This window comes from Clostridiales bacterium (assembly GCA_015243575.1).
In the GTDB taxonomy this organism is placed as follows: Bacteria; Bacillota; Clostridia; order Peptostreptococcales; family Anaerovoracaceae; genus Anoxybacterium; species Anoxybacterium hadale.
Genome location: CP042469.1, coordinates 2,438,125 through 2,450,479 on the forward strand (window position 1 = coordinate 2,438,125; position 12,355 = coordinate 2,450,479).

The following is a 12,355-nucleotide window of genomic DNA, read 5'->3' on the forward strand; positions in this document are numbered from 1 at the left end:
AGGCCCATTGTTGTTTGTTTGCTTTATTGAACAATCAGAAGAACGCGCAGCCAAAGCCACCTCTTTAACCTTTGCTATTGATAGGATATTCCTTCTGCTTCAGTTTCACGTAGATAAAGAAGGGAATACCGATCAGGATCAGCAGAAAACCATACATAACGTACTCCGCCCCTGACCCGAAGACTGTGTACACTGAGTAGTAAAAGGCGATCAGGCTGACGGCTCCTTTGCGGATAAAGTCCATGATGTTCAGCGGTCTTCGGAATTGTACTGACAACATCAGATCTGAAGCCGCTCCAAATGCATAAAAGATCAGGTAGGATACAACCGCCAGAAGCACCAGAAAATTATAAAGGCTTATGCTCGTATTGAAATAGCTCAGGAACATGACAACTGACATAAGAACTCCATTGAGCAGCAGAGCGAAATCCGGTGTCCGATATTTCGGATGGGTCTGAGCAAACTTTTTAGGAAATAGTCCCTGCTCTCCCAGTGAGTAAGCAACACGTGCGCCTGACAAAATCCACGCGCCTATGCATCCAAAGGCCGAAACAACGACGCCCAGAGAAATCAATCCGCCTGCCCAGTACCCGCCGGTAGCCTGTTGTATGATATCTGAAAAAGGTGAAGCTGAAGCAACCAGCTTATCCTGAGGCATATTTCCCGCCGCCAGGATGATGAGAATCAGATAGATTAGGACAACAAATATCGTTCCGATCAATGTAGCCTTTTTCACCGTAGCAGCATCTTTGACTTCTCCTGCGTTGACACTCGCCCCCTCAAACCCGATAAAGGACCAAAGGGCGAAGGCAACCGCAATAGGAAGCGTGGAGATTCCGCTTACGTCTGGACTGCTGACAGTGCTGTAATTTTGCGGATCAATGTGGAACGCTGCAATTACCATAAAAAGCAGCAGCGGCACCAGCTTCACCAGTGTCAGAATCAAATTGAGGTTTCCCGCCGCTTTAACGCCCAAATAGTTGATGGCAGTATAAATCCAAATGACCACCACCGATAAAACGATCTGACTGAGCGTACTGTTGGCCAGTGCGGGGAAGAAATATCCAGCGTAGCTGATTCCGCCTACGATAATTGCTCCGTTTGCGATCCAGCACCCACACCAGTAGGACCAACCGACGATAAAGGCGGGCAAGTCTCCGAAGGCTTCTTTTGTATAAGCGACAGCCGATCCGGTTACCGGGCTGCGCTCTCCCAACCGAGCAAAGGATACGGCCAGAAAGACTGTTCCGAGCCCGGTGATGACTAGTCCGAGAAAAGAAGCTTTGGGGTTGCTCAATTGAGCAAACCCCTGGGGTAGCATATAAATTCCGGTACCGATCATTTGCCCCACGATGATTGCCGTTGCCGACCATAGTCCGATTTCCCTTTTCAGTTGACCGGATTGCTCTCCCGAGCAGGTAGGACTGGACGATCGATCCCTGATATTCTTAATCAATTTCATAAGCTTACCAACTTTCTATACTTGAGAGAAATATTGGCTGGAACCATGGGTTTAATCCTGCATTTGTGCTGCGACTGCCCGTTTTCTGATATAGAAGGATGCGATAATACCGATGACACTGACAATTCCCAGGTACAAGAATACATAGGTATAGCCGCTTCCACCATACTTGTCAATCCAGGAGCCGAACAGCGTCCACATGAAGAAGTCAGGGGAATAGCCGATCACGGATGCGATACCCACGGCAGTGCCCATTATGAGAGCAGGAATCCTTGTCTCACTTGCGATAGAAAACATGATACCATACAATGCGAGACCAAACAAGCCGGGCAGCAGGGTATAATAGCTCACCAGGGTCACACTGGCCGTTGATGGGATTGCCAGTACCCCGAAATACAATAAGGCCAGCAGGGTGAACAGAATCATGAACCAGCGGCTGGTGGAATGGAAGACCTTGTCTGCAATCATACCGCTGACAGGCGCCAATAAATAGAAAATATAGGTTCTGATGATGGACAGAACGCCGGATTCTTCTGGAGTGATACCGACCACTTCCGTCAGATAGGGGGTAAACATGGTTCCTCCGCTGTATCCGACGGTATAGGCAGCAAAGATGATGAACGCAAAAACCCATACAGTAGGATTGCGCAGCACTTCTCCAAGCTGGCTGACCTTGAATTCATTGATTTTCACATCGGTTCCGATATACAGCTTTTCCTTGACAAAAATAAATACCAACAGTGCGGCAATCAGCGTACTGGCGGCATAGGTCAACACGCAGATGGTAAACTTTGCAGATCCGTCAGCACCCATGCTTGAAAGATTCAGTGCCACGGAATTCACGATGGCGCCAGTTACGCCGTTGCCCAGGTAGTAAAGGCCGAACAGGAATCCCTGTTCCTGCTCCGTACCAATCATACGGATGGTTTTCATCAGAGAACCCCAGAACACAAATGTTGTTGAAAATGCAAACAGGAACCAGATCATCAGAGCTGTCCCATAACCTGATGCAACGCTGAGGATTCCAGTCAAGATTGAGGTTGCAAGCAAAGAAATCAAAATGCACCTTTTCGTGGATAACTTGTCTGCTATCATTCCTCCAGGGATATAGAGGGCCATACAACCGATGGCATAAGCCGTGGATAATACACCCAACTGCGTGTTGGTGATGGACAGGGCTTCAAGCTGCCAATCATAAAACACATAACGGATATAAGGGATCAGATAAATGGACCCGCCGGCAACACCAAGAGACAGGATTGCCAGATACTTGCTGGTTCGACTCATAATAACCTCCTTAATAAATGTAATAAAGAATAAAATGAATAGGATAACATTGCTTGGCCGGAGCCGCCCGCAGACGCAGAGTCTGCGGTGCCTTTTCCGGCTGGGGTTATTGTTTGATTTACAGGGATCGTTTGATTTACAAGTGGCGTGATTATTGTTTGATGTACAGGGCATCCACTGCGCAGATCCCTTTCTCATAAACAAATATGGGGTTGATATCCAGTTCCCTCAGTTCCTTTGCCCGTTCCGCCGCCATCTCTGAGATCCGGACGATTGCGTCCGACAGCGCATCAAGATCGCTTTTTGGTGCACCCCGATATCCATCCAGTATGCGAAAGCTCTTTAGCTTCCTTATCATATTGTCCGCTTCTTTCCTTGATATCGGAGCCAGCGCCATGGACGTATCCTTAAAGATCTCGACAAAAATTCCGCCGAGACCGACCAGAACGCAGGGTCCGAACTGAGGATCATTGTTAACCCCCAGAATGACTTCCGTGCCTTTCTCCGCCATACTGCAGATCTGCACGCCCCTGATATCTGGATTTTCGAAATGCGTCTTTGCATTTTTCAGTATGGTATCATACGCTTCCATTACTTTTTCGGGGGAATCGAGATTTAGAATAACGCAGCCCACATCGGATTTATGAAGGATATCAGGGCTGTCAACCTTGGCCACAGCCTTCACAAGCTTCAGTCTGGTGAAGATTTCCCCAGCTTCTTCCCTATTACGTGCTACTTCGAAGATGCCGCAGTCGATGCCATATTCCTGGATCAGTATTTTGCTTTCACTCTCCGTAAGTGCAGTGCTGGCTCTGCAGGCCGCTTCTTCCGGCTGCGGTTCAGCCTTCTCTTCTTTGAACAATTCGGCTTTTTCTGCCAGCGACGACATTTGGTTCGGTACCAAATCGCCGAGGATTGCAACTTCCAGATTATGATCCTCAGGCCGGTAGCCTGTAAAATCCAATATGTTTTTTATAATCTTCAGCGCATAGAGTGAGGTTGGAAGCACCGGGACACCGATGCACTCCAGCTTCTTTACATAATCCCTGTTGCGTGTATTCTCTGCAAACGGAAGCATTAAGCAAGGTTTTGCCCATTCTTCCTTCATGACCCGTTCCAGCGCCTCCGACATATAGTAGATTGCATTATCGGAAATTTCTTCCAGCAGGGTATAACCGATTGCCACGATTCCCACGGCGGGATCCTTCATGACTGCTTCACAAACAGATGCGAATTTATCGATGTCATAGGACAGCGATGCCGTAGAATCCAGCGGATTATTGACGGTAGCATAGCTAGGAAGGATCGCTTCCAGAGCCTTTACGGTTTTTTCGCTGAAGTCTGGATAATTCAAACCGGTGATCTGACCGAGATCGGCGCAGATACCCGTCTCTCCGCCTGATAAGCTGATACTGGAAAATCCGTTGTTTTCAGGAAGCTTTTTCAGAACCGCCAGCGCTTGAGCTGTAGAAATGAGTTCTTCCAAATCGTCAACGCGGATGACACCGAACTTGTCAAACAGAGCATCAAATACTTTGTCACTGCCGGAAAGGCTTCCGGTATGAGAGGCTGCCAACGCCTGACCCTTTGCAGACCTTCCGGTCTTCAGCACGACGATGGGCTTACGCCTTAGCGCCGCTTTCTTCAGGGTTGCGGCTAGCTTCGCAGGCTGCTTGCTTCCCTCCATATAAAGAGCGATGACCTGGGTATCCTCGTCGTCTACTAAAAAATCCAGATAATCTTCTATGGTGGTGATCTTCCCGTTTCCGGACGAAATGGCGTAGGAGAAGCGGATGCTTGGGGCTTCCATCATGGAAAGAACCAGCTGGCCGCTCTGTGAAACCACTCCTACAGCGCCCTTTCTATCTCTTTCATTTGAAATAAACGCGTAAGGATAAATCATATCCACATAATTGGCATAACCTGCACAGTTGGGACCCATAAGTGCAATATCAAGCTCCTGACAGAGTGCCTTGAGCCGCAGTTCAGCCTGAGCACCTTCTTCGGTGCCCACTTCGCCATAGCCGCTGGCAAATACAACTGCCCCGCGCACCCCCTTTTTCGCCCCTTCCCTCAGAAAATCTTCTACGGTGGACATCGGCGTTGCGATGACGAGCAGTTCAACGGGCTCCGGCAGGTCGGAAATGGAAGGATAGCAGCGAACACCTTGAACCTGATCCCGCTTTGGATTTATGAAATAATAATCTTCGGGATTCATATAACGGATGATGTTTCTGCACGTATCGCCTCCAAACCCTTCTTTTTCGCTGGCTCCGATGACGGCTATCTTTTTCGGCTTTAATAATTTACTGATATCCATCTTTCCGCTCCTTATATTTCTTTTTTGCTTGTTTCCGTAAAACCTGTATAGAAAACAAGCTCGTTCTTTGGATTGCTTTTCCCTTTTTCCAGGAAGAAGTTTTCGATTCCCTTCCATGTGATCTCTGCGTCAAACATTGCGCCGGAGGCTGCCAGAGCTCCCAGCATGACGATATTTGCTCCTTTGGGATTCTCTGCTTCGTCCGCGATGCGGGTGGCATCCACTTCATAGACCTGAATGTCTTTACGGAAATTATATTGACCGATCAGCGTTTTGTTGGCAATGACCACGCCGCCGGACACCACGTTTTCTTCAAACTTGGCAAGAGAAGGCATGTTCATAACAACCAAAATATCGATTTTTGTTACAAAGGGGCTGGCTATTTTTCCGTCGGAGATTTTTACGTTGCAATTGGCGGTTCCGCCTCTCATTTCACTTCCGTAGGAAGGTATCCATGTTACGTTTTTACCGACATCTACGCCGGTTTTTCCCATGATGAGACCAGCTGTAAGCACACCCTGCCCGCCGAATCCTGCAAATATAAGATTCATTATTTGCCACCTCCTTTGAACTCGCCCAGAGGGTATACGGTCTGAACCGTCTGGTTGATCTGCTTGCATGCGTTTAGCGGTGTCATTCCCCAGTTGGTAGGACAAGGCGACAGGATTTCCACAAGGCTGTATCCCTTTTTGTTTTTCTGCGCCTCAAAGGCTTTGCGGATATATTTCTTTGTTTTTGTAATTTCCTTGATATCCGTCATGGTTCCTCTTGCCAGATAAGCGACATCCAGCGTGCTCATGAGCTTGATCACGTCCAGCGGGTTTCCTGTGATGGAAACATCCCTGCCATAGGGCGAGGTTGTCGTGCGTTGATTCTCCAATGTGGTGGGAGACATCTGACCGCCAGTCATGCCGAAGTTATTGTTGTTGATGAGGATCACAGTGATGTTTTCATTGCGGATTGCGGCATACATGGTCTCTGAAAATCCGATGGCAAGGGCGTCTCCGTCGCCCTGATAGGAGAAAATCATGTTGTCGGGTCTGCACCGCTTTAAGCCCACCGCAACGGCGGCAGCGCGTCCATGCTGAGACTGAACAATGTCGACACCATAGGTATCAGGCATCAATGAGGAACATCCAACAGCAACGGCACAGATTGCTCCCTTGTCCTCATTCATTTCCTCCAGCACCTCCGCAACAAGCCGGTTTACAATACCATGTCCGCAGCCGGGACAAAATTTATGATCCACGTAAAGGATTTCCGATCGTCGTTTTTCCATTTTAGTAAACCTCCTTTGCGTTGCCGGCAAAGATGTCCCTTACAGCCGACAGGATTTCTTCCGTCTCGTAAACCTTCATTCCTCCGCGGATCGGATAGGTGGGCCTGCACCGTGAGGCCATCACCACGTCCTCAATCATCTGAGACAGGCATGACATTTCCACACTTGCGAAATACTTGACATGCTCCAGATTTTCGAACGCTTTTACCGGGAAAGGATAGAGAGTGATCGGACGGATCAGCCCGACCTTCATGCCTTCTTTTCTTGCAGATTCCACGACTTCCTCGCAGATCCTGGACGAAATTCCATAGGCAACCAGAACCAGCTCTGCATCCTCGGTCTGGACTTCTTCCCACCGCTGCTCGTTTTCAACCATTTTATCGTATTTGTTTTTTAGGTAATTGTCATAATCCAGGTTGTAATACATGATGGAGGTGTGGCGCTTGTTCTGACCGACACCTTTCCCCTTCATGGCCCATGGCAGAGCGTCCTGATCATGGTTTTTCATCTCCGGAAAATCCACCGGCTCCATCATCTGGGCGATGGAGGCGTCGGAGAGGAGAAGAACAGGATTTCTGTACTCTTCCGCTTTGTCAAAGGCAACAACCATTAAATCAACGGTCTCCTGTACGGAATTCGGGGCATAAACGAGACATCGGTAGTCTCCGTGGCCGCCATTTTTTACCGCCTGCCAGTAGTCTCCCTGACCGGTATAGATATCCGCCAGACCGGAGCCATAGCGCTGCACATCCACGACCACGCAGGGAAGCTCAGCGGATGCGATGTAGGAAATCCCCTCCTGCATCAGGCTGAATCCAGGCCCGGAAGAGCTTGTAAAGGCTCTGGCACCGGCAGCAGCAGCACCGTAGACCATAGAAATTCCCGAAATTTCGGATTCTGTCTGAAGGAAGACTCCTCCGACCTCCGGCATTCTCCATGATAAATATTCCAGAATTTCGCTTTGGGGAGTGATGGGATAGCCTGCGAAAAATCGGCATCCGGAGCGGATAGCAGCCTCAGCCACTGCATCATTCCCTTTCATCAGTTTCTTCGTCATGCCTTGGCCTCCTCCTCAAATATCTCATATACATAATCCGGGCACACATTGTAGCAGATTCCGCAGGTAATGCACTTATCCCGGTCCACTTCCGTTGTCATATATCCGGCGCTGTTGATGGGGCCGGTCATGGTCAGAGCTCCTTTGGGACAGTTGACGATGCAGTAATGACAACTCTTGCAGGATTCTCTGTGAATGATAAGCTTCTCCATAATCTCCTCCGTCTATATGTCAGGTGTATCAAAGGTGTCGGGAACAAACAATTCCCGGGCAACCTGCCTCGTTGTTTTCTTCTCTGCCGCTGCCTTCTCAAAGACAAGACGGGTGTTCTTCCGGATCAGAGATACCGTGTCATCTACAATGGCTTCGGGAACACAGGGCACCAGACCGAACACAGCTACATCGTAAATCCGAATGCCTCCGAGATTTGTCACAAAATCCACGCAGATATCCACGTTTCTCTTTGCCAGAATTTCGTCCGCTTCGGCAGTGACCGGAATATTGGCCGCTTCTACGATCAGGCTGGCTTTTACCTTATGAGCATTGTCCTTATGGATCACGTCTTCCAGTGCAGCAGGAACGAGAATATCACAGTCCACATCCAGCCATTCGCTATTCTTCAGTACCTGATAATGGGGTTCGAATGCGCTCTGATCCAGCTCTCCCTTTGCTTTTCTGGTTTCTACGAGCTTCTTGACATCCAGCCCATCCTGACATACCACCAGGCAATTGGCATCGGCAATTCCCACAACCTTATATCCCATTTGATCAAGATTAATGGCCATGGAAGCGCCTACGCAGCCGAAGCCCTGAAGGACGACAGCAGCGCCTTCTCTTCCTGATTTCATTTTCCAGGCTTCATCCAATCCTGCGGCACAGCCGTAACCGGTGATCATGTCATACATCTTAAACCCATCATAGGTCATATCGCAAAGCTTGTCGTGTTCCTCGATACATTTGATGATTCTTGGATCCGTCTTCATCTCCTTTGTGGCTGGCAGCCCGATCCCAAGCTCGTCCAGAATCCCCAGCACATCACCGTAATCGACCCCTAGATCCCCTCCAATGGATACCCCTGCCTTAATGTAGGGAGCCATGGCAATCAGATATCTTCTTAAGACGTCCTTTGCGTCAGGTGCTTTATAATCATAAGCGATTCCGCCCTTACAGCCTCCCGTGGTCTTTGATTCGGAAGCTTTATATTTATATCCCATCGTAGTTGCCAGACGGACGACTTCTTCTTTGGTAACCGTCGGGTGCATTCTGGTACCGCCCCCGCAGTAATGGTTTACAAAATTATAGGCACAAAGCCACCCTTTCGCATCGCTTTCTACATCATTCCATTCGACAATCGCATAAGGTCTTTTTTCCATACTCTTATTCCTCCATCTTCATCATCAACTGACAAGGCGCAAGGTGCGTCATATTTTGTCGATTGATGAATACTAGAACGTGCTCCATTAACTGATAACAAGCGCTTGTTTGCCTCAAGTGTATATGCATACTGCAAGCTGTGTCAATGTCAAAAAATCCGGCGAATACTTGTGTTCTAAAGCAAAATATAGAATCAAACGTCTAATTTTTAATGTTATTTTTTGTATTAAATTAAAAACATAATTCTACGTATACGTGTATATTTTTATATTGCATTATCTTGTTGCGTTGTCCCATATACGTGTGTTATATTTTAAACAAAGATGAAAAAGGAGGTGATTATTTGGATATCACATCTCTGCGGCATATGGCCATGGATAATATCCTATCTAAAATTCACAGCGGCGAGTTTTCACAGGAGAACATCATTACAGAAACGATGATTTGTGAAGCGCTGAATATCAGCAGGACACCGGCGCGGGAAGCGCTGATCGAGCTGGTGGCCAACGGGGTTTTGGAAAGGGTTCCCAGAAAGGGTTACGCGATAACAAAGTTTGATCATAAAACAAAGCTGGGGGCCTATGAAATTCTGGCGAATATGGATGCGCTGGCAGCCAAGCTGGCCCTTCCCAACATGACCACTGCCGATCTCGACAAGATGCGGGAGCACATCGATCTGGCTAACGTTGCAATCAAATACAAGAATTACCCGGCTTACTGCGAACAGCAAGAAAATTTCCACAGCGTTTATATCAACAAATGCGACAACAAGCAATTGATGGCGCTGTTAAAGCAGATCAAGGCGACGCTGGACCGATACACGTATTACAGTAAAGATGAGACTGAGCTCTTTGCCATATGCGCTTCCATGAATAAGGAGCACTTGGAAATCGTAGAGCTTTTTGAAAAGGGTGATAAAAAGAAGCTGTTTGAATATCTTTCTGACAACCATTGGTCGACAAAAGCACCTCATTTAATATGAAGGAGCCGCTTTGTCGAGGCTAGCGAACTGGAGGCGAAGCCATTGGATTCCGTTGTATCCTTCCCGTTGCAGGCGTGTTCGGGACTTACACCGACAGACATGGTCCCGCTTCGCCGGACATACGCCCACTTACATCAAAACATGCCGCCAACCGGCAGCATGTTTTGGTGGGAATTATGTTATGGCTAGGAATTATGTCATGGATCGAAATTATGTTATAGATCGGAATTATGTTGCTTGACCGGTATGTTTATACTTCCTCGTTTATGATTTCACAAGAAAGTAAATCCTCAAAGGTTTGTCTGCGGATTGACAGCTGATCCGTTCCGTTCTTGATAAATACAAGCGCCGGCTTTGGTGTCATATTGTAATGGTTCGACATGGAATAATTGTATGCTCCCGTATCTAAAACCGCCAGATAATCTCCCCTCTCCAGTTTCGGCAAACAGATATCGTAAATCAGAACGTCACCTGTTTCGCAGCATTTCCCTGCAATAGTTACCAGCTCTCTTTTGGGTTGATCTGCTTTATTTACGGCTACAGCATTGTATTTTGCCCCATATAGGGACGGACGAATATTGTCTGGCATGCCGCCGTCAACGGACACATACGTCCTGATGCCCGGGATTTCCTTAATGGTTCCAACAGAATATAGCGTGATTCCTGCGTTTGCGATGATCCACCTTCCTGGTTCGACGTACAGCTCTGCCAATTTCAGTTCATTTTCCTGAAGCAAGTGATTCAATTCGCTTACAATTGTATCCATGAACACTGCAAAATCAACGGTTTTATCCTTTTCGATGTAGTCAACGCCATAGCCTCCACCGATGTTAAGCACCTCGGTATCAATTTGTAATTGATCCTTGATCACTTTCATCTGAGCAACTATTTTTCGGATTGCTTCTAAATAAAATTCCACCTTAAAAAGCTGCGAACCAATATGAAAATGCAGCCCTGAATAATGCAGATGGTCTGAAGCCATGATTATTTTTATAGCATTCTGCAGTTGGCTCAGCGAGACGCCAAACTTGCTGTCCTTTTGCGCCGTATTCATGTGCCGATGCGTTTCAGCTTCAATGGAAGGATTGGTTCGAATCAACAGCTCCACCTTTCGATCAAGTCCGGAGACTAAGTCTGAAAGCAATTCAATCTCGGAGATGCTGTCTACGACGATTTTGCCAACATGATTCGATATCGCATATGTAAGGTCATCTGGGGTTTTATTATTTCCGTGAAATACGATATGCTCAGGGTTGACACCAGCTTTTAGTGCAGTATAGATCTCACCGCTGGAAACCGCATCTACACCTATGGTTTCGTCCATCAATATTTTGCACATTCTCTGTGTCAGGAAGGCTTTGCTTGCGTAAAATGCCTTTGTACCAGGATACTTATCAAGTAGCGATTTTCTGATCACACCTATTTTTTCCCGGATGATGTCCTCACTCACGACATAGAGCGGAGTACCATATTTTTGGGCCAGCGCCACAGTGTCCATTCCTGAAAAGTAGTAGTTGCTGCTTTTTTCCATTTTGTTACTCCTTGTAAGTTATTTCAAGTGGATATCCCGCTGTTCCATCAGTATCAGAGCAATGCATTTTCGAGGATGGACAGCGTGCATTGATTTGCATCCAGTCTGGCTCTCGCACCAATCGGTATTGTCATCTTGTGTACTCCATGACCGCATTTCAGCCCTCTTATCGTTGGAATTCCAAGCGGTACGATGATGTCTTGAATCACTTCCTCCAGCGTAAGCGTATCCTCGAGGCCGCTTTCATAATCCAGAAATTCTCCGATTACAATACCAGCGCATTGCTGCAGCTTGTTTGCCAATTTGAGCTGATTCAGCATCCTGTCAATTCGGTAGACCTCTTCATCAATGTCTTCAATAAAGAAGATTTTTCCCCCGGTATCAATTTCGTATTTCGTTCCTATGGTAGATAAGATCAAAGCCAGATTCCCCCCTATGACAGGGCCTTCCGCCACACCTCCCACAAGGCTGCAAAGGTTCTCCCCTTCTGGGTTTTTCAGAAGGCCAATCGGCTCGGAAGCGGTGATGGCACGAAGAAAGCATTCCAGGCTATAGTCGCTGTCATCCACAGAAAGGTCTGTAGCAACCATCGGACCGTGAAAGGTAATCACATTGGCAAGTTGACTAAATGCAATATGAAAAACCGTAATATCGCTGTATCCAACAAAAACCTTTGGATGTTTTCGAATAAGGTCGTAATCAATCATATCCAGGAGCCTGCCTGATCCGTTGCCTCCCCGCACGCATAGAATGCCGTCAATCCCATCGTCCGCAAACATACGGTTGATATCGTCTGCTCTGATGTCATCACTCCCCGCCAAATACCCTCTCTTGTGATTGAGGGACTCTCCGTATACCAGATTGAACCCATATCGTTCCAACAAGTCTGCGCCCTTTTTTACAGCTTCCTTAGATGCGGCGCTCCCTGGCGCAATCAGACCGATCGTGTCGCCCGCTTTTAAATGTCTACCTTTGTTCATATCATGAAACCCCCTTGTCAATTAACCAGATGCACCCATGTAATGGATCAGTGCTACAACAGAGAAGCGCTGATTTTGGAATT

At 47.5% G+C, this 12,355-nt stretch carries 11 protein-coding genes; 1 reads left to right on the forward strand and 10 read right to left on the reverse strand.

The window, feature by feature from the left end; translation table 11 throughout:
• Positions 1 to 64: 64 nt before the first annotated feature.
• The 8 genes from FRZ06_10720 to FRZ06_10755 are packed head-to-tail and all read right to left on the reverse strand — an operon-like array spanning position 65 to position 8,778.
• Positions 65 to 1,462: an amino acid permease gene (locus tag FRZ06_10720; protein ID QOX63785.1), complete on the reverse strand. Its 1,398-nt coding sequence runs from the start codon at positions 1,460 to 1,462 to the stop codon at positions 65 to 67.
• A gap of 51 nt (positions 1,463 to 1,513) precedes the next feature.
• The gene (locus FRZ06_10725; GenBank protein ID QOX63786.1) at positions 1,514 to 2,953 is read right to left on the reverse strand and encodes an MFS transporter; all 1,440 of its coding nucleotides are present in this window, start codon (positions 2,951 to 2,953) and stop codon (positions 1,514 to 1,516) included.
• A complete protein-coding gene (locus FRZ06_10730) occupies positions 2,901 to 5,069 on the reverse strand; it encodes an acetate--CoA ligase family protein (GenBank protein ID QOX63787.1) in 2,169 nt (722 codons plus the stop codon). Before FRZ06_10730 ends, FRZ06_10725 begins: the two co-directional genes overlap by 53 nt.
• A gap of 11 nt (positions 5,070 to 5,080) precedes the next feature.
• A complete protein-coding gene (locus tag FRZ06_10735; protein QOX65909.1) occupies positions 5,081 to 5,623 on the reverse strand; it encodes an oxidoreductase in 543 nt (180 codons plus the stop codon).
• The gene (locus FRZ06_10740) at positions 5,620 to 6,348 is read right to left on the reverse strand and encodes a 2-oxoglutarate oxidoreductase (GenBank protein QOX63788.1); all 729 of its coding nucleotides are present in this window, start codon (positions 6,346 to 6,348) and stop codon (positions 5,620 to 5,622) included. The genes FRZ06_10735 and FRZ06_10740 overlap by 4 nt, the downstream gene beginning before the upstream one ends.
• 1 nt (position 6,349) lies before the next feature.
• Positions 6,350 to 7,405 (reverse strand): 3-methyl-2-oxobutanoate dehydrogenase subunit VorB, encoded by a 1,056-nt coding sequence (vorB, locus tag FRZ06_10745; GenBank protein QOX63789.1) that lies wholly within the window; start codon positions 7,403 to 7,405, stop codon positions 6,350 to 6,352.
• Positions 7,402 to 7,617: a 4Fe-4S dicluster domain-containing protein gene (locus FRZ06_10750; protein ID QOX63790.1), complete on the reverse strand. Its 216-nt coding sequence runs from the start codon at positions 7,615 to 7,617 to the stop codon at positions 7,402 to 7,404. Before FRZ06_10750 ends, vorB begins: the two co-directional genes overlap by 4 nt.
• Positions 7,618 to 7,629: 12 nt before the next feature.
• Positions 7,630 to 8,778, reverse strand: a complete 1,149-nt coding sequence (locus FRZ06_10755) for a Glu/Leu/Phe/Val dehydrogenase (GenBank protein ID QOX63791.1) — start codon at positions 8,776 to 8,778, stop codon at positions 7,630 to 7,632.
• A 344-nt stretch (positions 8,779 to 9,122) separates the two neighbouring features.
• Between FRZ06_10755 and FRZ06_10760 the strand changes: the two genes are divergently transcribed.
• Positions 9,123 to 9,761, forward strand: coding sequence for a GntR family transcriptional regulator (locus FRZ06_10760; GenBank protein QOX63792.1), 639 nt, complete (start codon positions 9,123 to 9,125; stop codon positions 9,759 to 9,761).
• A gap of 250 nt (positions 9,762 to 10,011) precedes the next feature.
• Here FRZ06_10760 and lysA read toward each other — a convergent pair whose 3' ends face one another.
• Both lysA and FRZ06_10770 read right to left on the reverse strand, forming a co-directional pair.
• Complete coding sequence (gene lysA, locus FRZ06_10765; GenBank protein QOX63793.1) at positions 10,012 to 11,292, reverse strand: diaminopimelate decarboxylase; 1,281 nt, start codon at positions 11,290 to 11,292, stop codon at positions 10,012 to 10,014.
• Between the two features lie 53 nt (positions 11,293 to 11,345).
• Positions 11,346 to 12,272, reverse strand: coding sequence for an LD-carboxypeptidase (locus FRZ06_10770; GenBank protein QOX63794.1), 927 nt, complete (start codon positions 12,270 to 12,272; stop codon positions 11,346 to 11,348).
• Positions 12,273 to 12,355 lie beyond the last annotated feature (83 nt).